General features: G+C 70.1%; 23 protein-coding genes. 1 reads left to right on the plus strand and 22 read right to left on the minus strand.

Translation table 11 applies throughout. From position 1 onward, the window contains the following. Nucleotides 1-684: 684 nt before the first annotated feature. From G6048_RS17825 to pyrR, 14 genes are all read right to left on the minus strand, one after another. Entirely contained in the window at nt 685-2,829 is a 2,145-nt protein-coding gene (locus G6048_RS17825; protein ID WP_165340540.1) for a primosomal protein N', read from the minus strand. Nucleotides 2,830-2,954: 125 nt separating this feature from the next. Next, the gene (gene metK, locus G6048_RS17830; RefSeq protein ID WP_165340541.1) at nt 2,955-4,163 is read right to left on the minus strand and encodes a methionine adenosyltransferase; all 1,209 of its coding nucleotides are present in this window, start codon (nt 4,161-4,163) and stop codon (nt 2,955-2,957) included. Between the two features lie 255 nt (nt 4,164-4,418). Beyond that, nucleotides 4,419-5,621, minus strand: a complete 1,203-nt coding sequence (coaBC, locus tag G6048_RS17835) for a bifunctional phosphopantothenoylcysteine decarboxylase/phosphopantothenate--cysteine ligase CoaBC (RefSeq protein WP_165340542.1) — start codon at nt 5,619-5,621, stop codon at nt 4,419-4,421. Between the two features lie 120 nt (nt 5,622-5,741). Next, nucleotides 5,742-6,014 (minus strand): DNA-directed RNA polymerase subunit omega, encoded by a 273-nt coding sequence (gene rpoZ / locus G6048_RS17840; RefSeq protein ID WP_003982715.1) that lies wholly within the window; start codon nt 6,012-6,014, stop codon nt 5,742-5,744. Between the two features lie 38 nt (nt 6,015-6,052). Beyond that, nucleotides 6,053-6,646 (minus strand): guanylate kinase, encoded by a 594-nt coding sequence (gmk, locus tag G6048_RS17845; RefSeq protein ID WP_165340543.1) that lies wholly within the window; start codon nt 6,644-6,646, stop codon nt 6,053-6,055. A gap of 38 nt (nt 6,647-6,684) precedes the next feature. After that, nucleotides 6,685-7,008, minus strand: a complete 324-nt coding sequence (locus G6048_RS17850; protein WP_005319887.1) for an integration host factor — start codon at nt 7,006-7,008, stop codon at nt 6,685-6,687. Nucleotides 7,009-7,275: 267 nt separating this feature from the next. After that, a complete protein-coding gene (gene pyrF, locus G6048_RS17855) occupies nt 7,276-8,145 on the minus strand; it encodes an orotidine-5'-phosphate decarboxylase (protein ID WP_328826251.1) in 870 nt (289 codons plus the stop codon). Beyond that, nucleotides 8,142-9,248: a quinone-dependent dihydroorotate dehydrogenase gene (locus G6048_RS17860; protein ID WP_165340544.1), complete on the minus strand. Its 1,107-nt coding sequence runs from the start codon at nt 9,246-9,248 to the stop codon at nt 8,142-8,144. The genes pyrF and G6048_RS17860 overlap by 4 nt, the downstream gene beginning before the upstream one ends. A gap of 4 nt (nt 9,249-9,252) precedes the next feature. Beyond that, nucleotides 9,253-12,561 (minus strand): carbamoyl-phosphate synthase large subunit, encoded by a 3,309-nt coding sequence (gene carB, locus G6048_RS17865; protein ID WP_165340545.1) that lies wholly within the window; start codon nt 12,559-12,561, stop codon nt 9,253-9,255. Beyond that, nucleotides 12,554-13,705 carry a glutamine-hydrolyzing carbamoyl-phosphate synthase small subunit gene (carA, locus tag G6048_RS17870; protein ID WP_165340546.1) on the minus strand — a complete coding sequence of 384 codons (1,152 nt, stop codon included), beginning with the start codon at nt 13,703-13,705 and terminating at the stop codon, nt 12,554-12,556. Before carA ends, carB begins: the two co-directional genes overlap by 8 nt. Next, a complete protein-coding gene (locus tag G6048_RS17875) occupies nt 13,702-14,280 on the minus strand; it encodes a PH-like domain-containing protein (RefSeq protein WP_165340547.1) in 579 nt (192 codons plus the stop codon). Before G6048_RS17875 ends, carA begins: the two co-directional genes overlap by 4 nt. Then, nucleotides 14,277-15,563, minus strand: coding sequence for a dihydroorotase (locus tag G6048_RS17880; RefSeq protein WP_165340548.1), 1,287 nt, complete (start codon nt 15,561-15,563; stop codon nt 14,277-14,279). Before G6048_RS17880 ends, G6048_RS17875 begins: the two co-directional genes overlap by 4 nt. Nucleotides 15,564-15,568: 5 nt before the next feature. Next, nucleotides 15,569-16,546 carry an aspartate carbamoyltransferase catalytic subunit gene (locus G6048_RS17885; RefSeq protein ID WP_165340549.1) on the minus strand — a complete coding sequence of 326 codons (978 nt, stop codon included), beginning with the start codon at nt 16,544-16,546 and terminating at the stop codon, nt 15,569-15,571. A gap of 121 nt (nt 16,547-16,667) precedes the next feature. Further along, complete coding sequence (gene pyrR / locus G6048_RS17890; RefSeq protein WP_165340550.1) at nt 16,668-17,240, minus strand: bifunctional pyr operon transcriptional regulator/uracil phosphoribosyltransferase PyrR; 573 nt, start codon at nt 17,238-17,240, stop codon at nt 16,668-16,670. A gap of 263 nt (nt 17,241-17,503) precedes the next feature. On the opposite strand from pyrR, the gene bldD reads away from it, so the two are divergent. After that, entirely contained in the window at nt 17,504-18,004 is a 501-nt protein-coding gene (gene bldD / locus G6048_RS17895; protein ID WP_165340551.1) for a transcriptional regulator BldD, read from the plus strand. Between the two features lie 153 nt (nt 18,005-18,157). Here bldD and nusB read toward each other — a convergent pair whose 3' ends face one another. The 8 genes from nusB to G6048_RS17935 form a co-directional block, all read right to left on the minus strand. After that, nucleotides 18,158-18,589 (minus strand): transcription antitermination factor NusB, encoded by a 432-nt coding sequence (gene nusB / locus G6048_RS17900; protein WP_165340552.1) that lies wholly within the window; start codon nt 18,587-18,589, stop codon nt 18,158-18,160. A 2-nt stretch (nt 18,590-18,591) separates the two neighbouring features. After that, nucleotides 18,592-19,158 (minus strand): elongation factor P, encoded by a 567-nt coding sequence (efp, locus tag G6048_RS17905; RefSeq protein WP_165340553.1) that lies wholly within the window; start codon nt 19,156-19,158, stop codon nt 18,592-18,594. A gap of 59 nt (nt 19,159-19,217) precedes the next feature. Beyond that, nucleotides 19,218-20,336 carry an aminopeptidase P family protein gene (locus G6048_RS17910; RefSeq protein ID WP_165340554.1) on the minus strand — a complete coding sequence of 373 codons (1,119 nt, stop codon included), beginning with the start codon at nt 20,334-20,336 and terminating at the stop codon, nt 19,218-19,220. Between the two features lie 187 nt (nt 20,337-20,523). Beyond that, nucleotides 20,524-21,423: a Pro-rich N-terminal domain-containing protein gene (locus G6048_RS17915; protein WP_165340555.1), complete on the minus strand. Its 900-nt coding sequence runs from the start codon at nt 21,421-21,423 to the stop codon at nt 20,524-20,526. A gap of 165 nt (nt 21,424-21,588) precedes the next feature. Next, a complete protein-coding gene (gene aroB, locus G6048_RS17920) occupies nt 21,589-22,689 on the minus strand; it encodes a 3-dehydroquinate synthase (RefSeq protein WP_165340556.1) in 1,101 nt (366 codons plus the stop codon). Further along, nucleotides 22,686-23,204, minus strand: a complete 519-nt coding sequence (locus tag G6048_RS17925) for a shikimate kinase (RefSeq protein WP_165340557.1) — start codon at nt 23,202-23,204, stop codon at nt 22,686-22,688. Before G6048_RS17925 ends, aroB begins: the two co-directional genes overlap by 4 nt. Next, on the minus strand, nt 23,201-24,385 hold the full coding sequence (aroC, locus tag G6048_RS17930; RefSeq protein WP_165340558.1) for a chorismate synthase: 1,185 nt from the start codon (nt 24,383-24,385) through the stop codon (nt 23,201-23,203). The genes G6048_RS17925 and aroC overlap by 4 nt, the downstream gene beginning before the upstream one ends. 183 nt (nt 24,386-24,568) lie before the next feature. Then, a complete protein-coding gene (locus tag G6048_RS17935) occupies nt 24,569-24,829 on the minus strand; it encodes a hypothetical protein (protein ID WP_165340559.1) in 261 nt (86 codons plus the stop codon). Nucleotides 24,830-24,847 lie beyond the last annotated feature (18 nt).

The raw sequence follows: 24,847 nt of genomic DNA on the forward strand, positions 1-24,847 counted from the left end.
GGCAAGGCACTTCCCCTCGCGTGTCGGGACCAGTCGTGGCACCGGAAGGTCGGGAACGGTGGACGCCAGATGCTGGAGGAGTGAGTTCTGCCAGAGGACGTCGGCTGAGTCCGGCTGCGCGCGGGTGGAGGCGAGGCCAAACGCCTTCCCAGGCCCCCGCAATGGCTGACCCCCTCCGACTGATAGCCGGTTGACACCCCTCCGTCTGCCTCCCGACGACCATCGGGAGGCAGACGCGTTTATCGGCAGACGGAGGCGCGTCGACGGGCGGAAGCCCACCGGCGGGCGGAGGCACGTCAACGGGCGGAGCCCGCCGACGTGCAGAGGCACGTCGGCGAGCAAAGATCCCCCGACAGGCGGGAATCCACCGGCGGGCGAAGCCCCCGACAGGCGGAGGCCCGTCGGCGAGCGAAGACCCTCGACAGACGGGGACCCACCGGCGGCCGAAGCCCCGACGGAGGGGGCCGCGAACTTTTTTCGCTGGCGCTGCCTCTTGTGGCTGGCGCCGGCGCCAACGTTGCGGACTCCTCCGGCCACCGGGATCCGCACCGGCCTGGCGCCGTGCTCGAGCTCGCCCCGGCCCCTGCACCCGCGCGCCGCAACCGGACTCAGGACGTCGGCCGCCCTCGGCCCGCGGAGGCGCATCACCTCGCCTCCCTCACCGGCCCCCTCACCATCTCCCCCTCATCCAATGTCCGGCGGATCAATCCGCACCCGCACAACCTCACTCCCCCCTTGAGCCATCCGTGCCGCCTGCGCGGCCTTCAGCGCGGCAGCCAGCGGTGCCCCACTCCCCGGCGGCACCCGGATCAACGCCCGCTCCCAGCGCTCCCCGACCGGCGGCGCCCCCGTACGCCGAGGCCTCCCCGCTTCCGCGACGGGCAACGGCACCGGCCCCAACACCTCTGCGTCGCCGGGCAGTTCGACCGCGGAAAGAAACCCGGCGAGTGCCTCCGGCGTTCCGGACACCGCAGCCATGCGCGACACGGGCGGGAACCCCAGCTCGGCCCGCTCGCCCAGCTCACGCACCGCATGGCCGACGGGATCCCAGCGCACCAGCGCCTGCACAGGCCGCAGCGTCGGCTCGGCGACCACCGCCACCTTCCCGCCATCCCCCTGCGCTCGCACCAGCGAAGCCGCCCCGATCCACCGCCGCAGGGCATCCTCGCCGGCCCGCAGATCAGGCCGCCCCAGCATCGCCCAGCCGTCGAGCAGCAACGCCGCCGCATACCCGCCCTCGGCGACGGGTTCCGCCCCCGGCGTGCTCACCACCAGCGCGGGCGCCCCCGGCACCGTGTCCAGTACCTGCTCACGCCCCGAAGTCCGCACGGGCACGGCGGGAAACGCGCGCCCCAGCTCCTCGGCGGTACGCCGCGCCCCCACGACCTGTGCCCGCAGCCGGAACCCACCACATTCAGGACAGTGCCAGGCCTCCTCGCCACGCCCGCACCAGCCACAGCGCAGGACCCCGCCATCCTGCCCCTCCAGGGGCCCCGCGCAGTGCCGGCACCGCGCGGGCGCCCTGCACCGCACACACGCCATCCGGGGTACGTAGCCACGCCGTGGCACCTGCACCAGTACGGGACCGTGCCGCAGCCCTTCCCGTACGACCTGCCAGGCGAGCGTGGGCAGCCGCGCCGCCCTGGCCGCCTCGTCCCGCGCGAGGTCCCCGTCGCTCACGGTCCGTACGAGGGGAGCCGTCGCCCGCACCTGCTCGCGGTCGGCGACGAGCGGCGCCGCCCAGCCGCTCTCGACCAGCTGCGCGGCCTCGACGGTGCAGCTCCAACTCCCCAGCAAAAACGCGCACTTGTCATGGGCGGCCCGCAGCAGCAGCACTTCCCGCGCATGCGGCTGCGGCGCGTGCAGCTCGCTGTGGCTGTCGTCCCCGTCGTCCCAGATGGCGACGAGCCCCAGATCCCGTACGGGCGCGAACATGGCGGCCCGGGTCCCCACCACGGCCCGTACGGACCCCCGCCGCACCGCGAGCCACTGCCGGTACCGCTTCTCGGGCCCGGCCTCGGCCGTCAGCACCGCATGCCGCCCCTCCCCCAGCAGCGAGGTCAACGCGGCGTCGACCCGGTGGGCGGCCCGCCCGTCCGGAACGACGACCAGCGCGCCACGCCCCGAGGCGAGCGTCGCCCCGACGGCCCGCGCGAGCTCGTCGGCCCACTCGGGCCCCGGCAGCGCGTTCCACACGGCTCGCGGTGTCCCGCCCGCCGCGAGCGAGCGTACGAAGGCGTCCCCTCGCCCGTACCGCCCCCATGACCCGACGTCAGGTGTCTGGGGCACCGGCAGTGGCGCCGGGGACTCCTGACTCTCCGCGCGCGCGTTCCGGGGCGGCACGGCCAGTTGCAGCACATCGGCCAGACTTCCCGCGTACCGGTCGGCCACGGCCCGTGCGAGCCCCAGCAGTTCCTCACTGAGCACGGGCTCGGGCGAGACGACCTGGGCGAGCGCGGCAAGGGGTCCGGAGTAGTCGGACTCGGCAAGCCGCTCCACCAGAAACCCGTCGATCAGCCCCCCGCCCTCACGCCGCCCTTCCCGCACACGGTGCCGCCCGGCCCCGAACCGCACCCGAACCCGCACCCCGGGCTGCGCATCGGCGTCCAGCTCCTCCGGAACGGCATAGTCGAAGTACCGGTCAAGATGCAGCACCCCCTTGTCGACCAAGACCCGAGCAACCGGACGCTCCTTGGCCAACGCGGCCCCCCGCCACGTACGCGGCTTCGCCCGCGGCCCCTTCGCCTCCCGCACACTCTCCCGAATGAGCGCAAGCTGCTCAGGGGGCACACCCCTCGCCCCCTCGCCCTGCCCATTCGCGCTGCTCACACCAGCATTGGTACCAGACAGCACTGACAGCGCCCACCGCGAGCCGACCTGACGCAGCGAGGCCCGGCGCCCCTTGGGGACGCCGGGCCTCGGAAAGAGCCGGACGTTACAGCGGGAACCAGGAACTACAGCCCGGCAGCCCTGCGCAGTGCGTCCACCCGGTCCGTCTTCTCCCACGTGAAGTCGTCCAGCGGACGCCCGAAGTGGCCGTACGCCGCGGTCTGGGCGTAGATCGGGCGCAGCAGGTCGAGGTCGCGGATGATCGCGGCGGGGCGGAGGTCGAAGACCTCACTGATGGCCTTCTCGATCTTGCCGGTGTCGATCTTGGCGGTGCCGAAGGTCTCGACGAAGAGACCGACGGGCTCGGCCTTGCCGATGGCGTAGGCGACCTGGACCTCGCAGCGGGTGGCGAGGCCCGCGGCGACGACGTTCTTGGCGACCCAGCGCATCGCGTACGCCGCCGAGCGGTCCACCTTGGACGGGTCCTTGCCGGAGAAGGCGCCGCCCCCGTGGCGGGCCATGCCGCCGTACGTGTCGATGATGATCTTGCGGCCGGTCAGTCCGGCGTCACCCATCGGGCCGCCGATCTCGAAGCGGCCGGTGGGGTTCACCAGCAGGCGGTAGCCCTCGGTGTCCAGCTTGATGCCGTCATCCAGGAGGGCCTTGAGCTCCGGCTCGACCACGAACTCGCGGATGTCGGGCGCCAGGAGCGAGTCCAGGTCGATGTCCTGGGCGTGCTGCGAGGAGACGACCACCGTGTCGAGGCGGACGGCCTTGTCGCCGTCGTACTCGATGGTGACCTGGGTCTTGCCGTCGGGGCGCAGGTACGGGATCGTCCCGTTCTTGCGGACCTCGGAGAGCCGCTTCGACAGTCGGTGCGCCAGGTGGATCGGCAGCGGCATCAACTCGGGCGTCTCGTCGGTCGCGTAACCGAACATCAGACCCTGGTCGCCGGCACCCTGCTTGTCCAGCTCATCCTCGTCGCCCTCGACACGCTTCTCGTACGCGGTGTCGACGCCCTGCGCGATGTCCGGGGACTGGGCACCGATCGACACCGAAACGCCGCAGGAGGCGCCGTCGAAACCCTTCTTCGAGGAGTCGTAACCGATCTCGAGGATCTTGTCGCGCACCAGCTGCGCGATCGGCGCGTACGCCTTGGTCGTGACCTCGCCCGCCACATGTACGAGGCCGGTCGTGATCAGCGTCTCGACGGCGACCCGGGACTTCGGGTCCTCGCGCAGAAGCGCGTCGAGAATGGTGTCGCTGATCTGGTCAGCGATCTTGTCGGGGTGACCCTCGGTCACAGACTCCGAGGTGAACAGACGACGGGACACAACGCTCCCTGGGGTTGCAGCGGCTGCTGGCTGATCATTTGTGGACGGATCGGGGGCTGCGCCCGCTGTCGTCCGGGGGTCAGTTTATCGGTCATGCTCGACCGCGGGTCCACCCCGTCTCGCGACTCGGAAGACCTGTGACCTGCGGCACGGGTATTCTGCCCAACGAGCCTCGGTCTCCGCCAGGTTCCCAGGCGCGATTTCGCCGGTTTTGGAATCCGGTGAAGACCGCCCCGACCGGAACGAATCAGGCATTCACTCCAGGCGCCGCGCCACGAGATCCCACACCGTCTCGGCCAGAGCTTCCTTGGGCCCGTACGGCACGGGGGTCTCACTGCCGTCGGCGCCGAGCACGACGGCTTCGTTCTCCTCGGAGCCGAAGGTCTTGCGCTCCCCCACCTCGTTCACGACGAGGAGATCGCAGCCCTTGCGCTCCAGCTTCGTCCGCCCGTTGGCGAGAACGTCGTCCGTCTCGGCGGCGAAGCCGACGATCACCTGGCCGGAGCGGGCGCGCTCGGCGGATATCTCGGCGAGGATGTCGGGATTACGGACCAGGGTGATCGGTTCGGGGTCCTGGTTGTCCTTCTTCTTGATCTTTCCGGCCGCGTACGTCGCCGGCCGGAAGTCCGCGACCGCGGCCGCCATCACCACCGCGTCGGCGTCCGCGGCGGCCTTCAGCACCGCCTCGCGCAGTTGGACGGCTGTCTCGACGGGCACCACGTCCACGCCCGCCGGGTCCGGCATCCCGGTGTTCGCGGCGATCAGGGTGACCCGGGCGCCCCGGGCGGCCGCCGTGCGCGCGAGGGCGTACCCCTGCTTGCCGGAGGAGCGGTTGCCGAGGAAGCGGACCGGGTCGAGCGGTTCGCGCGTGCCGCCGGCGCTGACCACGACATGGCGGCCCGCCAGATCCGGAACCACGGGCCCACGCGCCAGCACCCGGCGGCAGATCTCGAAGATCTCCCCGGGCTCCGGCAGCCGGCCCTTGCCGGTGTCGACGCCCGTCAGACGGCCGACGGCGGGTTCGACGACGACGGCACCGCGGCGGCGCAGCGTCGCGACGTTCTCCTGCGTGGCCGGGTGTTCCCACATCTCGGTATGCATGGCGGGGGCGAAGACCACCGGGCAGCGGGCGGTGAGCAGGGTGTTGGTCAGCAGGTCGTCGGCCAGGCCGTGCGCCGCCTTCGCCAGCAGGTCCGCGGTGGCGGGCGCCACGACCACCAGGTCCGCCTCCTGGCCGATGCGGACGTGCGGTACCTCGTGCACATCGGACCAGACCTCGGTCGAGACGGGGTGCCCGGAGAGCGCGGACCAGGTGGCGGCGCCGACGAAGTGCAGCGCCGACTCGGTCGGTACGACCCGTACGTCATGCCCCGACTCGGTCAGCCGGCGCAACAGCTCGCACGCCTTGTACGCGGCGATGCCACCGCTGACTCCCAGCACGACCTTCGGCTTGTCCACGGTCTCTCCCCGGGCTCGGCTCACCTGCGCTGCAACGTGTACGTACTCATGACACACCACAGGCCCGACAGCCGGGCTGTCGGGCCTGTGGAAAAGCCTGCTGCAATCTGCGGATATTACTTACTGCGCCGGGCCCTCCACGGCCTCGGACGTCAGCAGACCCGCGTTGATCTCGCGCAGGGCGATCGAGAGCGGCTTCTCGTGGACGTGCGTGTCCACGAGCGGACCGACGTACTCGAGGAGGCCCTCACCGAGCTGCGAGTAGTACGCGTTGATCTGACGGGCCCGCTTGGCCGCGTAGATCACGAGGCTGTACTTCGAGTCGGTGGCCTCGAGGAGCTCGTCGATCGGGGGGTTGATGATGCCCTCGGGCGCGGTGATGGAAGAGGACACGCTCTACCTTCCGAAAGATGGGATGAGATCGAAAACGATCACACTACGTCCATCAAGGCTAGCAGCTCACGCGCTACGTCCTCGACGGAGGTGTTGACCAGGGTCACGTCGAACTCCGACTCGGCCGCCAGCTCGATCTTCGCGGCGGCCAGTCGGCGCTCGATCACCTCGGGCGGCTCGGTGCCCCGCCCGGTGAGTCTGCGCACCAGCTCCTCCCAGGAGGGCGGAGCCAGGAACACCAGCTGGGCCTCGGGCATCGACTCGCGGACCAGACGCGCGCCCTGGAGATCGATCTCGAGGAGGACGGGCTCGCCGGCCTCCAGGCGCTCCATCACGGCGCCCCGCGGGGTGCCGTAGCGGTTGCCTGCGAACTCCGCCCACTCGAGAAGCTCGCCGTTGGCGATCAGCTTGTCCATTTCATCGTCGCTGACGAAGAAGTACTGGACGCCATGCCTCTCGCCGGGGCGCGGCTTGCGGGTCGTCGCCGACACAGAGAGCCAGACCTCGGGGTGTTCCTTGCGCATATGAGCGACGACCGTGCTCTTGCCGACCCCGGAGGGGCCGGAGAGCACGGTCAGCCGCGGACGTGATTCCGGGGGTACGGGGGTCGTCCCCCGGGATGTTGCAGCCATGCAGCGATTATCCAGGTTCTCAGGAGTGCCCGAGAACGTCAGGCGGCACCGCCGCCGAACTCGCGCTCAAGAGACGCGATCTGGTTGGAGCCGAGGCCACGCACGCGGCGGCTCTCGGAGATCCCGAGTCGCTCCATGATCTGCTTGGCGCGGACCTTGCCCACGCCCGGCAGGGACTCCAGGAGGGCGGAGACCTTCATCTTGCCGATGACGTCGTTCTCCTGGCCCTGCTTGATGACCTCGTGAAGGGAGGCGCCGGAGTGCTTGAGTCGATTCTTGACCTCGGCCCGCTCCCGGCGAGCCGCGGCGGCCTTTTCGAGCGCGGCTGCGCGCTGTTCAGGGGTAAGGGGCGGAAGAGCCACGCCTACGTCACCTCGGATGTCGAACTGTCGGATACGGACCGGTGAGGAACCTAATCGCCCCACACCTGGGGAGCAACGAGCAACGCTTCTTGCCCGTCTCCACTCGTCGGAGACTAGCGGCCAAGTCCGCCGGAGTCAGCGAGAACAGCGGAAAAGTCCTGGTCAGCCTCCATTGAAACCGACATTTGGTACATAATGCTCCGGATTTGAGGGTGTATTCAGACGTGGGACGTCCACGAGGACCTCACAGAAGAGTCGCTGAAGACGCTAGACCGACGCCACGGCAGCCCTGATCTCCTCCGCGAACCGGTCCGCGGACGCGCGTAGCGCACCGATGTCGGGTCCGTGACGTAGAACACCCCTGCTGACGTTCGGGACCACATGGCGCACCGCCGCTCCGAAGACGCCCGGAAGATCGGCCGGGGTCGCGCCCTGGGCGCCGATGCCGGGCGCGAGGAGCGGTCCGTTGATCTCGAGGTCGTACGAGGAGAGGTCGCCCAGCGTGGCGCCCACGACCGCGCCGAAGGAGCCCATGGGGGCTTCCCCCGCGTTCTCCGCGGCGAGGTGCGCGAGCATGATCGCGCCGACGCTCCGGCCGACCGAACCGGCCGCGTCCGCCACGTCGCCGGGCCGTACCGCGTGCTGCACCTCGCCGCCCTCCGGGTTGGAGGTGAGCGCGAGCACGAACAGCCCCGCGCCGCTCTCGCGGGCGAGCTCGACGGCCGGCTTCAGCGATCCGTAGCCCAGGTACGGCGAGACGGTGAGCGCGTCCGAGAACAGCGGCGAACCCTTCTCCAGGAAGGCGGAGGCGTACGCGGCCATGGTCGAGCCGATGTCGCCGCGCTTGGCGTCCATGACGACGAGCGCCCCGGCGGCCCGTGCCACATCGACCGACTTCTCCAGTACGGCGATACCGCGCGACCCGAAGCGCTCGAAGAACGCACTCTGCGGCTTCAGTACGGCGACCCGGTCGGCCAGCGCCTCGACGACGGTGCGGCTGAAGCGCTCCAGGCCCGCGATGTCGTCGTTCAGGCCCCAGTCGGTGAGCAGCGAGGCGTGCGGGTCGATGCCGACACAGAGCGGGCCGCGCTCGTCCATGGCCCGGCGAAGGCGCGTACCGAAGGGTTCCAGGCTCACACGGGCTCCTTGACGTCGGCGCCGACGGCGTCGGCGAGGGTGGCGTACGGGCTGGTACGAAGGCGTGCCGCGAGTCCCTTGTGGATCGCGCGGCCCCAGAAGGGGCCCTCGTAGATGAAGGCGCTGTAGCCCTGGACCAGGGTGGCGCCGGCCAGGATGCGCTGCCAGACGTCCTCGGCGTTCTCGATGCCGCCGACGCCCACGAGCGTGATGTCGTCGCCTACGCGCGCGTAGAGGCGACGCAGCACCTCCAGGGAGCGCGCTTTCAGCGGCGCACCGGAGAGGCCGCCGGTTTCCTTCACGAGGGAGGGTCCGGATGTCAAACCGAGTCCCTCGCGCGCGATGGTGGTGTTCGTGGCGATGATCCCGTCCAGGCCGAGCTCCACGGCGAGGTCGGCGACGGCGTCGATGTCCTCGTCGGCGAGATCGGGCGCGATCTTCACCAGGAGCGGGACGCGGCGCTCGGTCACGGCCTGGTCGGCGGCCTCGCGGACGGCGCTCAGCAGGGGGCGCAGATGATCCACCGCCTGCAGATTCCTGAGGCCCGGTGTGTTCGGCGAGGAGACGTTGACCACCAGGTAGTCGGCGTGGCGGGCAAGCCGCTGCGTCGATTTCACGTAGTCGCCGACCGCCTCGGCCTCGGGTACGACCTTGGTCTTGCCGATGTTGACGCCCACGACGGTCTTGAAGACCGCCTCACGGCCTGCCAGGCGCTCCGCCACGGCTGCCGAGCCCTCGTTGTTGAACCCCATGCGGTTGATCAGCGCCCGGTCCGGCACAAGCCGGAACAGCCGCTTACGGGGGTTGCCGGGCTGCGGCTCCCCCGTGACCGTGCCGATCTCGACGTGGTCGAAGCCGAGCATCGACATCCCGTCGACCGCGATCGCGTTCTTGTCGAAGCCGGCCGCGAGCCCGAACGGCCCGTGCATCCGCAGCCCGAGGGCCTCGGTGCGCAGTTCCTTGTGGCGCGGAGCGAGAGCCGCCGCGAGGAACGTACGCAGCACGGGGATGCGGGCGGCGAGGCGGATCCAGGCGACGGCCAGGTGGTGGGCCCGCTCCGGGTCCATTCGTTTGAAGAACAAACTGAAGAACAGTGAGTACATGGCGTCAGTCCCGCGCCGCCGTCAGGTGCTCCGCGTGTTCCTGGAGCGAACGGACGCCCACGTCCCCGTGGTTGAGCGCGTCGATGCCCTGGACGGCGGCGGCGAGCGCCTGCACCGTCGTCAGGCAGGGCACGGAGCGGGCCACGGCGGCCGTACGGATGTCATAGCCGTCGAGGCGGCCACCGGTGCCGTACGGCGTGTTGACGATCAGGTCGACCTCGCCCTCGTGGATGAGCTGGACGATCGTCCGCTCACCGTTCGGGCCGGTGCCCTCGCTCTGCTTTCGGACGACGGTGGCGTGGATGCCGTTGCGCTTGAGCACCTCGGCCGTGCCGGACGTGGCGAGCAACTCGAAGCCGTGGGCGACCAGTTCACGCGCTGGGAAGATCATCGAGCGCTTGTCGCGGTTCGCTACGGAGATGAAGGCGCGGCCTTTGGTCGGCAGCGGACCGTACGCACCCGCCTGCGACTTGGCGTACGCCGTGCCGAACACCGAGTCGATGCCCATGACTTCACCGGTGGAGCGCATCTCCGGGCCGAGGATGGTGTCGACGCCGCGCCCGTGGATGTCCCGGAAGCGCGACCACGGCATGACGGCCTCCTTGACGGAGATCGGCGCGTCCAGCGGCAGTGTGCCGCCGTCGCCGCTCGCCGGGAGCAGTCCTTCGGCGCGCAGTTCGGCGATGGTCGCGCCCAGCGAGATCCGGGCGGCGGCCTTCGCGAGCGGCACAGCGGTCGCCTTGGAGGTGAAGGGGACGGTGCGCGAGGCACGCGGGTTGGCTTCGAGGACGTACAGGATGTCCCCCGCCATCGCGAACTGGATGTTGATCAGTCCGCGGACGCCAACCCCCTTTGCGATGGCCTCGGTCGAGGCCCGCAGCCGCTTGATGTCGAAGCCGCCCAGCGTGATCGGCGGCAGCGCGCACGCCGAGTCGCCGGAGTGGATCCCGGCCTCCTCGATGTGCTCCATGACGCCGCCGAGGTACAGCTCGTGGCCGTCGTAGAGCGCGTCCACGTCGATCTCGATCGCGTCATCGAGGAAACGGTCGACGAGGACCGGGCGCGACGGGGAGATCTCGGTCGACTCGGCGATGTACACCTCCAGTCGCGTCTCGTCGTACACGATCTCCATGCCGCGCCCGCCGAGCACGTACGAGGGCCGCACGAGGACGGGGTAGCCGATCTCGTCCGCGATGGCCTTGGCACCCGCGAAGGTCGTCGCGGTGCCGTGCTTCGGCGCCGGGAGTCCGGCCTCGGCGAGTACCTGGCCGAAGGCGCCACGGTCCTCGGCGGCGTGGATCGCCTCGGGCGGCGTGCCCACCACCGGGACGCCGTTGTCCTTCAGTGCCTGCGCCAGACCCAGCGGGGTCTGGCCGCCGAGCTGCACGACGACGCCCGCGATCGGCCCGGCCAGCGTCTCCGCGTGGACGATTTCCAGCACGTCTTCCAAGGTGAGCGGCTCGAAGTACAACCGGTCGGAGGTGTCGTAGTCCGTGGAGACGGTCTCCGGGTTGCAGTTGACCATCACGGTCTCGTACCCGGCGTCGCTCAGCGCGAAGGACGCGTGAACGCAGGAGTAGTCGAACTCGATGCCCTGGCCGATGCGGTTCGGGCCGGAGCCCAGGATGATCACCGCGGGCTTCTCGCGGGAGGCGACCTCGCTCTCCTCGTCGTACGAGGAGTAGAAGTACGGCGTCTTCGCCGCGAACTCGGCGGCGCAGGTGTCGACGGTCTTGTAGACCGGGCGCACGCCCAGCGCGTGCCGGACCTCGCGGACGACGTCCTCGCGCAGGCCTCGGATCTCGGCGATCTGGGCGTCGGAGAAGCCGTGGCGCTTGGCTTCCGCCAGCAGCGACGGGTCAAGCCTGTCGGCTGCGGCCAGTTCGTCCGCGATCTCCTTGATGAGGAACATCTGGTCCACGAACCACGGGTCGATCTTCGTCGACTCGAAGACCTCCTCCTGGGTCGCGCCCGCGCGGATGGCCTGCATGACGGAGTTGATCCGCCCGTCGGTCGGCCGGATCGCCTCCTCCAGGAGGGCCTTTTTGTCCCCGGGCTCCCCGACGAACGTGAACTGCGAGCCCTTCTTCTCCAGCGACCGCAGCGCCTTCTGCAGCGCCTCGGTGAAGTTGCGGCCGATCGCCATGGCCTCGCCGACCGACTTCATGGTCGTCGTCAGCGTCGAGTCGGCCTGCGGGAACTTCTCGAAGGCGAAACGCGGCGCCTTCACGACGACGTAGTCGAGCGTCGGCTCGAAGGACGCCGGCGTCTTCTCGGTGATGTCGTTCGGGATCTCGTCCAGGGTGTAGCCGACGGCGAGCTTCGCGGCGATCTTGGCGATCGGGAAGCCGGTCGCCTTGGAGGCGAGGGCCGAGGACCGGGACACGCGGGGGTTCATCTCGATGACGATGACCCGGCCGTCCTCGGGGTTCACCGCGAACTGGATGTTGCAGCCGCCGGTGTCGACGCCGACCTCGCGGATGACGGCGATGCCGATGTCGCGCAGGATCTGGTACTCGCGGTCGGTGAGCGTCATCGCCGGGGCGACGGTGATCGAGTCGCCGGTGTGCACGCCCATGGGGTCGAAGTTCTCGATGGAGCAGACGACCACGACGTTGTCGTGCTTGTCGCGCATCAGCTCCAGCTCGTACTCCTTCCAGCCGAGGATCGACTCCTCCAGGAGCACCTCGGTGGTCGGGGAGAGCGTGAGCCCCTGGCCGGCGATGCGGCGCAGCTCGTCCTCGTCGTGCGCGAAGCCGGAACCGGCGCCACCCATGGTGAAGGAGGGCCGGACGACGACCGGGTAACCGCCGAGCGTCTCGACGCCCTTGAGGACGTCGTCCATGGAGTGGCAGATCACCGAACGGGCGGACTCGCCGTGCCCGATCTTCCCCTTCACCGCGTCCACGACCTCCTTGAAGAGATCGCGGTCCTCGCCCTTGTTGATCGCCTCGACGTTGGCGCCGATCAGCTCGACGCCGTACTCGTCGAGCGTCCCGGCCTCATGCAGCGAGATGGCCGTGTTGAGGGCCGTCTGACCACCCAGCGTGGGCAGCAGCGCGTCCGGCCGCTCCTTGGCGATGATCTTCTCGACGAACTCCGGGGTGATCGGCTCGACATACGTCGCGTCGGCGATCTCCGGGTCCGTCATGATCGTCGCGGGGTTGGAGTTGACGAGGATGACCCGCAGGCCCTCTGCTTTGAGGACGCGGCAGGCCTGGGTGCCGGAGTAGTCGAACTCGGCGGCCTGGCCGATGACGATCGGGCCGGAGCCGATGACCAGGACGGACTGGATATCGGTGCGCTTAGGCACGCTGGGCTCCCTTTTCTGCCATGAGCTCTACGAAGCGGTCGAACAGGTAGGCCGCGTCGTGCGGGCCCGCCGCCGCCTCGGGGTGGTACTGGACGCTGAACGCCGGCTGGTCGAGCAGCTGGAGCCCCTCGACGACCTGGTCGTTCAGGCAGACGTGCGAGACCTCGGCACGCCCGTAGGGGGTGTCGCTGACGCGGTCGAGCGGCGCGTCGACGGCGAAACCGTGGTTATGCGCGGTGACCTCGACCTTGCCGGTCGTACGGTCCTGGACCGGCTGGTTGATGCCCCGGTGGCCGTACTTCAGCTTGTACGTGCCGAAGCCGAGCGCGCGCCCCAGGATCTGGTTGCCGAAACAGATGCCGAAGAGCGGGATCTTGCGCTCGAGCACGGCGCGCATCAGGGCGACCGGGTGCTCGGCCCTCTCCGGGTCGCCGGGACCGTTGGAGAAGAACACGCCGTCGGGGCCGACCGCGTGGATGTCCTCGGCGGTCGCGGTGGCGGGCAGCACATGCACCTCGATCCCCCGCTCGGCCATACGGTGCGGGGTCATGCCCTTGATGCCGAGGTCCACGGCGGCGACGGTGAACTTCTTCTCGCCGAGGGCGGGGACGACGTACGCCTCCTCCGTGGCGACCTCCTCGTACAGGCTGGCGCCCTTCATCTCGGGGGCCTGACGCACCTCGGCGAGCATGGTGCCTTCGTCGGGCAGCGCGTTCCCGGAGAAGATCCCGACGCGCATGGCGCCGCGCTCGCGCAGATGGCGGGTGAGCGCCCGGGTGTCGATGCCGGAGATCCCGACGACGTCCTGCCGGGCGAGCTCCTCGTCGAGCGAGCCGCGGGAGCGCCAGTTGGAGGGCACGCGCGCGGGGTCGCGTACGACATAGCCGGCGACCCAGATCCGCTTCGACTCGGGGTCCTCGTCGTTGACACCGGTGTTGCCGACGTGCGGGGCGGTCATCACGACGACCTGGCGGTGGTACGAGGGGTCGGTGAGGGTCTCCTGGTAGCCGGTCATCCCGGTGGAGAAGACGGCCTCTCCGAAGGTCACCCCCACGGCCCCGTAGGCGCGGCCACGGAAGATCCGGCCGTCCTCCAGGACGAGTACGGCGGGAGTTCTGGAGGCTCCCCTGGTGGAGGTGGTCATCGTGCGCCTTCCGTCTTGTTGCTGTCCTTGTCGATCATCTGGTTCAGGGTCTCGACCCACTCGTTGTGCTCGGCCGCGTGGTCGGAACGGAACCCGGAGTCGAGCAGCCTGTCGCCGTGCTCCCAGGTGACGACCAGCAGGCCGCCCTCGGTGAGGACCTTGCCCGCGATGCCCTTGTCGAGCCGGGCCTCACGCAAGGCCTCCAGCGGCACGAAGAAGTCGGCCGCTCCGGGGCGTACGACATCCAGGCCCGCGTCCGTCAGCGTGAGTTCGACCCGGCTGCGGGTGCCCAGGCCGCGCGCCACGATCCGGTCGAGCCACTGGCCTGCGGTTGTCGAGCCGTGGTAGCGCCCGCTCAACGTCAGCTTCACCGGGCCGGGCTCGTCCGGCGCCTGGAGCAGTTCGGGCAGGTCGCCCTGGAGCGTGCCGCGCCACTTCCAGCCCTCGCGCATCAGCCAGTAGACGAGGGCGACGAAGAGCGCGAGGCCCACGAGCCAGCCGATGCGGGCGGCCCAGTCGGTCACTTCCGCCGACTTCTGTTCCGCGGCGTAGGTCAGGTGCGTCAGTGGTGTCACGCGAGCTTCCCGTCGACGAGCGTGGCGCGGCCCCGCAGCCATGTGTGCGTGACACGGCCCGGCAGCTCACGACCCTCGTACGGAGTGTTGCGGCTGCGCGACGCGAAGCCCGTGGGGTCCACGTTCCCACGGTATGCCGGATCGACCAGCGTGAGGTTGGCGGGCTCACCTGCCGAGACGGGGCGGCCGTGGCCTGTCGCCCGGCCGATCCGGGCGGGCTTGAAGGACATCCGGTCCGCGACGCCGGCCCAGTCGAGCAGCCCGCTGTCGACCATCGTCTGCTGGACCACGGACAGCGCGGTCTCCAGGCCGACCATGCCCATGGCCGCCGCGGCCCACTCGCAGTCCTTGTCCTCGTGCGGGTGCGGGGCGTGGTCGGTGGCGACGATGTCGATCGTGCCGTCGGCGAGCGCCTCGCGCAGTGCCATGACGTCGCGCTCGGTGCGCAGCGGCGGGTTGACCTTGTAGACCGGGTTGTACGAGCGGACCAGCTCATCGGTGAGGAGCAGGTGGTGCGGGGTGACTTCGGCGGTGACGTCGATGCCGCGGGACTTGGCCCAGCGCACGATCTCCACCGAGCCGGCGGTCGACAGATGGCAGATGTGCACCCGGGAGTGCACGTGCTCGGCGAGCAGCACATCGCGCGCGATGATCGACTCCTCGGCGACTGCGGGCCAGCCGCCGAGCCCCAACTCGGCCGAGACGACGCCCTCGTTCATCTGGGCGCCCTCGGTCAGCCGCGGCTCCTGCGCGTGCTGGGCCACGACACCGCCGAAGGCCTTCACGTACTCCAGCGCCCGCCGCATGATCACGGCGTCGTCCACGCACTTGCCGTCGTCGGAGAAGACGGTGACGCCGGCCGCCGACTCGTGCATGGCGCCCAGTTCGGCGAGCTTCTTGCCCTCCAGGCCGACGGTGACGGCTCCGATGGGCTGCACATCGCAGTAGCCGTGCTGCTGTCCGAGCCGGTAGACCTGCTCGACCACACCGGCGGTGTCGGCGACCGGGAAGGTGTTGGCCATGGCGAACACGGCCGTGTAACCGCCGCTCGCGGCAGCCCGAGTACCGGTCAGGACGGTCTCGGAGTCCTCACGCCCGGGCTCGCGCAGGTGGGTGTGCAGGTCGACGAGGCCCGGCAGAAGCACCTTGCCTTCGGCCTCGACGACCTCGGCTCCCTCGGCGGGAAGTCCGGCACCGACCTCCACGATGGTGTCGCCGTCGATCAGGACGTCCTGCGGCTCGCCGCCGAGCACCTTCGCACCACGGATCAGGATCTTGCTCATGTGTCTTACTTCTCCTCGGTACGGCTGTGGGTGACGGCGGGCTCATTGCCGCCCAGGAGCAGGTACAGGACCGCCATGCGGATCGAGACACCATTCGCCACCTGCTCGATGGCGGTGCAGCGGTCGGAGTCGGCGACCTCGGCGGTGATCTCCATGCCGCGGACCATCGGCCCGGGGTGCATCACGATGGCGTGCTCGGGCATCCGCGCCATGCGGTCGCCGTCGAGGCCGTAACGCCGTGAGTACTCGCGCTCGGTCGGGAAGAAGGCCGCGTTCATCCGCTCGCGCTGGACGCGCAGCATCATCACCGCGTCGGACTTGGGCAGCGTGCTGTCCAGGTCGTACGACACCTCGCAGGGCCAGGTCTCCACGCCGACCGGCAGCAGGGTGGGCGGGGCGACGAGGGTGACCTGGGCGCCGAGGGTGTGCAACAGGTCGACGTTCGAGCGGGCGACCCGGCCGTGCAGGATGTCGCCGACGATCGTGATGCGCTTGCCGTCGAGGTCCTGCCCGAGCCCGGCGTCCCGCCCGACGAGGCGGCGCCGCATCGTGAAGGCGTCGAGCAGGGCCTGGGTGGGGTGCTGGTGGGTGCCGTCGCCGGCGTTGATGACGGCGGCGTCGATCCAGCCGGAGGTCGCGAGGCGGTACGGGGCTCCGGAGGCGCCGTGCCGGATGACGACGGCGTCGACGCCCATCGCCTCCAGAGTCTGGGCGGTGTCCTTCAGGGACTCGCCCTTGGAGACACTGGACCCCTTGGCGGTGAAGTTGATCACATCCGCGGAGAGGCGCTTCTCGGCGGCCTCGAAGGAGATCCGGGTACGGGTCGAGTCCTCGAAGAAGAGGTTGACGACGGTGCGGCCGCGCAGGGTCGGCAGTTTCTTGATCGGCCGGTCGGCGACCCGGGCCATCTCCTCGGCGGTGTCGAGGATCAGGACGGCGTCGTCGCGGGTGAGGTCGGCGGCCGAGATGAGATGACGCTGCATCTGTCAGGCTCCGTAAGGCAGTTCAGTTCGGGAGGCGAGGGCCCGGCGGGAGGTCGCAGCCGGGCAGGCAGACACGCAGAGGCGCACTCGGGGGCTTACGGCAGGGACGTACGCCGGAGTGCTACTGCTGCGCGCCCGGTGCGGGCTGCTTGGCGCCGAGCAGCACGGTGTCGCGACCGTCCTCCTCGGCGAGCTGGACCTTGACCGTCTCCCGCAACGACGTGGGGAGGTTCTTGCCGACGTAGTCGGCGCGGATCGGGAGTTCTCGATGGCCCCGGTCGACGAGGACCGCGAGTTGCACGGCACGCGGACGGCCGATGTCGTTCAGCGCGTCGAGCGCGGCGCGGATGGTGCGGCCGGAGAAGAGTACGTCGTCGACGAGGACGACCAGCCGGCCGTCGATGCCGTCGGCCGGGATGTCGGTGCGGGCCAGCGCACGTGGCGGCTTCATGCGCAGGTCGTCGCGGTACATGGTGATGTCGAGCGAGCCCACCGGGACCTTGCGTTCGGTGATCTCCTCGAGCTTGGCGGCGAGCCGCTGGGCGAGGAAGACGCCTCTGGTCGGAATGCCGAGAAGCACCACGTCGTCGGCGCCCTTGGCACGCTCGACGATCTCGTGGGCGATGCGGGTCAACACCCGCGCGATGTCGGGGCCTTCGAGCACGGCCCGGGATTCGGACTGCTGTGTGTCCATACGAGACGGACCCCCTTCTCCGCCTCACGGGACGGACCTTAAAGGACGTCGGAATTGCGCCAACAACGGTACCAGCCCGGCAACGGCCCTGATCACCCCCCTGGAGTCACTCCCCCACCACCTGACGTCACTTCTCCCGGCTCGCACGGATGGGGCGGGCGGGACCATTCGGCTTGACGGGGGAGAGTAACGCTGCGTAACCTCACAGTGAGTCACCAGCCGCGAAGCAAAACCGCACGTCGACACAGTGTCCGGGGAGCTATATGTCCAGCGAATACGCCAAACAGCTCGGGGCCAAGCTCCGCGCGATCCGTACCCAGCAGGGCCTTTCCCTCCACGGCGTCGAGGAGAAGTCCCAGGGACGCTGGAAGGCGGTCGTGGTCGGTTCGTACGAGCGCGGCGACCGCGCCGTGACCGTGCAGCGCCTCGCCGAGCTGGCGGACTTCTACGGCGTTCCGGTGCAGGAGCTGCTGCCGGGCACCACGCCGGGCGGCGCCGCCGAGCCGCCGCCGAAGCTGGTCCTGGACCTGGAGCGGCTGGCCCACGTCCCGGCCGAGAAGGCGGGCCCCCTTCAGCGTTACGCGGCGACGATCCAGTCCCAGCGCGGCGACTACAACGGCAAGGTGCTCTCGATCCGCCAGGACGACCTGCGCACCCTGGCCGTGATCTACGACCAGTCCCCCTCGGTTCTCACCGAGCAGCTGATCAACTGGGGCGTCCTCGACGCGGACGCGCGCCGCGCGGTCTCCCACGAAGAGGCCTGACTGGCCTCGGCCCCTGAAGAAACGTGCCGCCGGGGTGGCCGGAACCTGAGCGTTCCGGCCACCCCGGCGGTTTTGTTCCGGCTTCCGGCCCGCGCAGAACAGGCCGGAGGGCCCGCAGCCGGTGCTGCGGGCCCTCCGTGACGACCTGTGGCACTACTCGTCCCGACGCAAGGACGGCTTCAGGTCCTTGAAGCGGCCGAGGAGGCCGTTCACGAAGGCCGGGGACTCGTCCGTGGAGAACTCCTTGGCGAGCTGGACCATCTCGTCGAGGACGACGGCGTCCGGCGTCTCGTCGACCCAGATCAGCTCGTACGCGCCGATGCGCAGGATGTTGCGGTCGACGACCGGCATTCTGTCCAGCGTCCAGTCGACCGCGTACTGCGCGATGAGCTCGTCGATGCGCTGGGCACGCTTGGCGTAGCCCTCCACCAGCTGCATCGTGTACTCGCTCACCGGCGGCTGCCGGGTGTCGGTCCGGGAGTGCCGGATCCAGTCCGCGAGGACCGTCAGGACGTCCACGCCGCGCTGATCGCCCTCGAAGAGGATCTGGAAGGCGCGCTTGCGGGCCGTATTGCGGGCAGCCACGGTTAGCTGTTCACCCGGCCGAGGTAGTCGCTCGAGCGGGTGTCGACCTTGATCTTCTCGCCGGTGGTGATGAAGAGCGGCACGTTGATCTGGTGGCCGGTCTCCAGGATGGCGGGCTTGGTGCCACCGGTGGACCGGTCGCCCTGGACGCCCGGCTCGGTCTCCTGGATGGTCAGCTCGACGGCGGCGGGCAGCTCGACGAAGAGCACCTCGCCCTCGTGCTGGGCGACGGTCGCGGTGAAGCCCTCGACCAGGAAGTTGGCGGCGTCGCCGACGGCCTTCCTGTCGACGTGGAGCTGGTCGTACGTCTCCATGTCCATGAAGACGAAGTACTCGCCGTCCATGTACGAGAACTGCATGTCGCGCTTGTCGACGGTGGCCGTTTCGACCTTGACGCCGGCGTTGAACGTCTTGTCGACGACCTTGCCGGAGAGCACGTTCTTGAGCTTGGTGCGCACGAAGGCCGGGCCCTTGCCGGGCTTGACGTGCTGGAACTCGACGACGGACCAGAGCTGGCCGCCTTCGAGCTTGAGCACCAGGCCGTTCTTGAGGTCGTTCGTGGAAGCCACGGTTGCGGAATCTCCTGGACTGACGTGGACGACCCCGGGGCAGGCGCACAGCTCGGAGGCTAGAGCGCGAGCAGCTCCTTGGTCGTGATGGTGAGTAGCTCGGGTCCGCCGTCCGCCTCGGGGCGTACGACGAGCGTGTCATCGATCCGGACACCGCCCCGGCCCGGGAGGTGGACCCCCGGTTCGACGGTGACCGGCACGCAAGCGTCCAGTTTACCCATGGCCGCGGGGGCCAGCTGAGGGTCCTCATCGATTTCGAGCCCGACGCCATGCCCGGTCAGCGGAGGAAGGCCGTGCCCGTATCCCGCGGAGTCCAGCACCTGCCGGGCGACACGGTCCACATCGCGGTACTCGGCGCCGGGCACGAGCGCCTCGCGGCCGGCCCGCTGGGCGGCGAAGACAAGGTCGTACAGCTCGATCTGCCAGTCGGCGGGCGAGGTCCCGATCACGAACGTACGGCCGATCTCGCTGCGATAGCCGCGGTAGGTCGCTCCCAGGCATACGGAGAGGAAGTCGCCCTCGTCGACCCGCCGGTCGGTGGGGCGGTGGCCGCGACGCCCCGAGTTCGGGCCGGTGCCGACGGAGGTCGCGAAGGCCGGGCCGTCGGCGCCGTGGTCGACGAGGCGGCGCTCCAGCTCCAGGGCGAGGTGGCGCTCGGTGCGGCCGACGAGGATCGATTCGAGGAGTTCGCTCAGCGCCTGGTCGGCGATCTCGGCGCCGATGCGGAGGCAGGAGATCTCCTCCTCGTCCTTGATGACGCGCAACTGCTCGACGGCACTGCCCAACTCTGCGAGGCGCAGGCGCGGCACAACCGAGCGGATGGACCTGTGCCGGGCGACGGTGAGGTGGTGCTCCTCCACGGCGAGGGAGTCGGCGCCCTGACCGGCGGCGAGGTCGGCGGCGGCCACGGCGGGGTCGCCACCGGTGCCGGGGAGGTACTGGACGCGCAGCGCCTCGTCGGGCCGCTCGTCGTCCGGATCCACGCCGAGGGGGGCCGGGCCCGGACCCGGGCACACCAGCAGGTCCGTTCCCCTGCCCAGCAGCAGTACGGCGCCGCGGGGGGCCGCGCCCGCGAGGTAGCGGACGTTGGCTGGGCGGGACACCAGCGCGGTAGCGCTGCCACCGGCCGCACATCGCTCCCGGAGCCGTTCGCGGCGGGCCGCATACACCTCTGACATGATCCGAGCCTACGAGGGGTGGGCGGATGGTGCCGGTTCTGATTGGGCCGGGTGGGGATTGCCTCTGGCGGTTGGGCGGGTTGGTTCGTTGTCGACTGCGGGTCCGTGGGTGGCCGGTCGCGCCCACGCGGCGGAGCCGCACATTGATGCAGCCGGGAAGGGGCGGGGCTGGGGAAAGGCCCCCCGCTCACCACTGCGGCGGACTGGCAATCGACCGAGTCAGCACATCGTCAAGCACACGCGCCGTCGTGGGAACGTCAAGCTGTGAGTTGTCGATGATGGGCAGCCCGGACCCGTACCAACCGGCCATCCGCCCATGGATACGGGCAACTTCCTCATCGGTGAGGCGACGATTTCCGGAGCGCTCGGCATTGCGCTCCAGGACTACCTCGAGACCGGGAAGGAGCACTACGGGCAACAGGCCAGGGCCAACATGCCGCTTCCAGCCCCCGAGCCCGACAACCGGCCGATCCGGAAAGACGGCGTCATCCAGAATGCAAGAAATGCCGTTCGCCAGAAAGTTACGCGCGGCGAAGCCGCAGGTGCGGCGAGCGAGGCGGTACTGCGCCTCCGAGTGATCGTTCCACCCCGACTGCGGATCCGCGAAGCCCGACCGCACCCATTCCCGTACGTCATCAAGGCTGATGTGCGCGGTGGGCACCCGCCGATGGCCGGCCCAGTACTTGGCGACGCTCGTCTTCCCGGCACCGGCGGGCCCGATGAGCAGCACGGCCAGCGTGGTGGACGTGGGATCGGGTGCCCCTGCGGCAGGCGGCGGGCTCGGCATCGCGACGGGCCCGCCCGGCGGCAGCTGCACATGCCCCGTGGTGTCCGGCATCGGCGCGGGCGCGTGCTGGGGAGCCACGTGATGCTGCGGGGCGGGCGCGTGCTCCGGAGGGTGCGGCGCGGCGGGCCCGGACGGTCCGGCGAAACCCGGCGGCGGGTTCACGGGCGCGGGACCCGCGGGAGAACCCATGGGGGCACCCGAGTGCCCGCCCGGGTGTTGCGCGACCGGCGAAAAGCCGGCGGCCGGCTCCTGCCCCGGCTGGTGGGGCGGCGGCAGCGGAGACCCCACTGCGTGCTGCATCCGGTGCCACTCCGTCTCGTACAGGCAATTGGCGCTGGCAGCAGGACACCTGCCCCGCTCCCTACCGAACGGTACCGTCCCCGGCCGCCGTTTGGTGAACGGCCGGGGTCGGTCCGAAGTGCCCATGAACACAAGGCAAATCGGGTGAAGTGGCTTCCTGTGGAGCTATTCGCCCACTTCGCCGTAGGCGGCGAGGAGGACGGCCGGGTCGGGGCCCTCCAGGACAGTGGGTTTGGCCAGGCCGTCCAGGACGATGAAGCGCAGCAGGTCGCCTCGGGACTTCTTGTCGACCTTCATGGTCTCGAGCAACTTGGGCCACTGGTCGTAGCGGTAGTGCAGCGGCAGGCCCACAGACTCCAGGATGGCGCGGTGCCGGTCGGCGGTCTCGTCGTCCAACCGGCCTGCCAGGCGGCCGAGTTCGGCCGCGAAGTGCATACCGACGGCGACGGCGGCGCCGTGCCGCCACTGGTAGCGCTCGTTCTTCTCGATGGCATGGCCCAGGGTGTGGCCGTAGTTGAGGATCTCACGCAGCCCCGACTCCTTCAGGTCGGAGGAGACCACTTCGGCCTTGACCTTGATGGAGCGTTCGATCAGTTCCGCGGTGTGCGGACCGGCCGGGCTGCGCGCTCCTTCCGGATCGGCTTCGATCAGTTCCAAGATCCGCGGGTCGGCGATGAATCCGGCCTTGATGATCTCCGCGAGCCCGGACACGAAGTCGTTGACCGGCAGCGAGTCGAGGGCGGCCAGGTCGCAGAGCACCCCGGCGGGCGGGTGGAAGGCGCCCACCAGGTTCTTGCCCTCGGCGGTGTTGATGCCGGTCTTGCCACCGACCGCCGCGTCCACCATGGCCAGTACGGTCGTCGGGATTGCGATCCAGCGCACCCCGCGCAGCCAGCTCGCGGCCACGAACCCGGCCAGGTCGGTGGTCGCGCCGCCGCCCACCCCGACGATCACGTCGGTGCGGGTGAAACCGGACTGCCCCAGCGCCTTCCAGCAGTACGCCGCGACTTCGGCCGTCTTGGCCTCCTCGGCGTTGGGCACCTGGATGGCCACCGCGTCGAAGCCCTGCCCGGCCAGATCGGCCCTGACCGCCTCGCCGGTCTCGGCCAGCGCCTCCGGGTGGACGACGGCGACGCGCTTCGCCCGCGGGCCGATCAACCCGCCCAGTTCGCCGAGGAGTTGACGGCCCACCAGCACTTCGTACGGCTCGGTGCCGGCCGTGCCGCCGACCTGGATCCGGGTCACCGACTGGTCCTGCTCGCTCATGCCTGCTTCAACTCCAAGGCGTCGAGGACCGCTTGGGCGACCTCCTCCGGGGTGCGGTCGTCGGTGGCGACGACCGCACGGGCGACTTCGGTGTAGAGGTGGCGGCGGGCCTCCATCAGCTCGCGCCACTGGCGGCGCGGGTTGACCGCCAGCAGAGGCCGGGCGGTGTTGAGACCGGTGCGCTTGACCGCTTCCTCGACGTCCATCGACAGGTACACCACCGGCAGCCCGTCCAGCAGCTCGCGAGTGTCGGCGTCGAGGATGGCGCCGCCGCCCAGGGCCAGTACGCCCTCGTGCTCGGCCAGTGCCTGGTGCACCGCCCGCTTCTCGATCGCACGGAAGGCCGGCTCGCCCTCCTCGACGAAGATGTCCGCGATGGTGCGTCCCTCGGCGGCCACGATGTCCTCGTCGGTGTCCCGGTGGCCGACGCCGAGCCGCTCCGCGAGCAGTGCGCCCACCGTCGACTTGCCGACACCCATCGGCCCGACGAGTACGACCACAGGTCCAGCGCTCATCGGATCGCCAGATTCTCGAGGTACGAGGTGACGTTGCGCCGCGTCTCCGTGACGCTGTCGCCGGCGAACTTCTCCGCCACCGCGTCCGCAAGCACCAGCGCCACCATCGCCTCCGCGACGATGCCGGCCGCCGGGACCGCGCAGACATCGGAACGCTGGTGGTGGGCCTTCGTCGCTTCCCCGGTCACCACGTCGATGGTGGCCAGCGCGCGCGGCACGGTCGCGATGGGCTTCATCGCGGCGCGTACGCGCAGCAGTTCACCGGTGGTCAGCCCGCCCTCGGTGCCGCCCGAGCGACCCGTGGCCCGCTTGATGCCCTCGTCGGTCTGCACGATCTCGTCGTGCGCCTTCGAGCCAGGAACCCGCGCCAGGTCGAAGCCGTCGCCGACCTCGACGCCCTTGATGGCCTGGATGCCCATCAACGCGGCCGCGAGTCGCGCGTCCAGCCGCCGGTCCCAATGCACATGCGAGCCCAGGCCAACCGGCACTCCGTACGCCAGCACCTCGACCACACCGCCCAGGGTGTCGCCGTCCTTGTGCGCCCGGTCGATCTCCTCGACCATCGCCTTCGACGCGTCCTCGTCCAGGCATCGCACCGGGTCCGCGTCGAGCTTCTCGACGTCGGAGGGCTTGGGGTAGACGCCGTACGGGGCCTTCGCCGCGGCCAGCTCGATGACGTGCGAGACGATCTCGATGCCGGCCGTCTCCTTGAGATACGAGCGCGCCACCGCGCCGAGCGCGACGCGGGCGGCGGTCTCCCGCGCACTCGCCCGCTCCAGGACCGGCCGTGCCTCGTCGAAGCCGTACTTCTGCATGCCCGCCAGGTCCGCGTGGCCGGGCCGGGGCCGGGTCAGCGGCGCGTTGCGCGCCAGCTCGGCGAGCACGGCCGGGTCCACGGGGTCGGCCGCCATGACCTGCTCCCACTTGGGCCACTCGGTGTTGCCCACCATGATCGCGACAGGCGAACCGAGTGTCAGCCCGTGCCGCACACCGCCCAGGAAGGTGATCTCGTCCCGCTCGAATTTCATTCGCGCGCCACGCCCATAGCCGAGGCGCCGCCGTGCCAGGTGGTCCGCCACCATCTCCGTGGTGATCGGCACGCCGGCGGGAAGTCCCTCCAGCGTCGCGACAAGTGCGGGACCGTGGGACTCCCCCGCGGTCAGCCAGCGCAACCTGCTCAACGGTGCTCCTCGATACTCGCGCCCTGGTACTGCGTACTGCCTGTGCGCACGCGCGTCCTCGCGTACGTCGACGGCGCGACCGGGTGCGCGGCCCTGGCCCGCCACCGTCGATCCTCCCACGTCCGCCGCCAGGAACCGGGCGCAGGTCCATCAGGCGGACGCGACTCGGGCCTGCCCAGCGGATCAGGTCGTGGCATCGTTGCGCGGCTGCTGAGGCGCGTACGCACCGAGGTAGTCGGCGCCGCGCGCCCCGTCCGGCACATCAGGGATGGGCGTGATCGGGCCGAGCGCTCGCCGGAGGGCGCGTCCGCGGCGCCATTTGACGACCTTGAAAACGAGAAAGCCGCCGACTGCCAACCCGATCGCCGTGTACTGGAGCCAGTCCGGCAGGAAATTCACCGTGGCCTGAAAGATTTCCGACTTCCAGGATGCCTGCGTGGTCATGAAGATTCCCCCTCGGTC

The sequence above is a fragment of the Streptomyces ureilyticus genome, assembly GCF_011045025.1.
GTDB lineage: Bacteria > Actinomycetota > Actinomycetes > Streptomycetales > Streptomycetaceae > Streptomyces > Streptomyces ureilyticus.

Bases quoted from the DNA above. Each gene is read 5' to 3' on its own strand.
- gmk (WP_165340543.1), bottom strand. From the start codon at position 6,646: ATGGCTGCAACATCCCGGGGGACGACCCCCGTACCCCCGGAATCACGT.
- G6048_RS17860 (WP_165340544.1), bottom strand. From the start codon at position 9,248: ATGTACTCACTGTTCTTCAGTTTGTTCTTCAAACGAATGGACCCGGAG.
- carA (WP_165340546.1), bottom strand. From the start codon at position 13,705: ATGACCACCTCCACCAGGGGAGCCTCCAGAACTCCCGCCGTACTCGTC.
- G6048_RS17880 (WP_165340548.1), bottom strand. From the start codon at position 15,563: ATGAGCAAGATCCTGATCCGTGGTGCGAAGGTGCTCGGCGGCGAGCCG.
- G6048_RS17885 (WP_165340549.1), bottom strand. From the start codon at position 16,546: ATGCAGCGTCATCTCATCTCGGCCGCCGACCTCACCCGCGACGACGCC.
- pyrR (WP_165340550.1), bottom strand. From the start codon at position 17,240: ATGGACACACAGCAGTCCGAATCCCGGGCCGTGCTCGAAGGCCCCGAC.
- bldD (WP_165340551.1), top strand. From the start codon at position 17,504: ATGTCCAGCGAATACGCCAAACAGCTCGGGGCCAAGCTCCGCGCGATC.
- G6048_RS17910 (WP_165340554.1), bottom strand. From the start codon at position 20,336: ATGTCAGAGGTGTATGCGGCCCGCCGCGAACGGCTCCGGGAGCGATGT.
- G6048_RS17915 (WP_165340555.1), bottom strand. From the start codon at position 21,423: ATGCAGCACGCAGTGGGGTCTCCGCTGCCGCCGCCCCACCAGCCGGGG.
- aroB (WP_165340556.1), bottom strand. From the start codon at position 22,689: ATGAGCGAGCAGGACCAGTCGGTGACCCGGATCCAGGTCGGCGGCACG.
- G6048_RS17925 (WP_165340557.1), bottom strand. From the start codon at position 23,204: ATGAGCGCTGGACCTGTGGTCGTACTCGTCGGGCCGATGGGTGTCGGC.
- G6048_RS17935 (WP_165340559.1), bottom strand. From the start codon at position 24,829: ATGACCACGCAGGCATCCTGGAAGTCGGAAATCTTTCAGGCCACGGTG.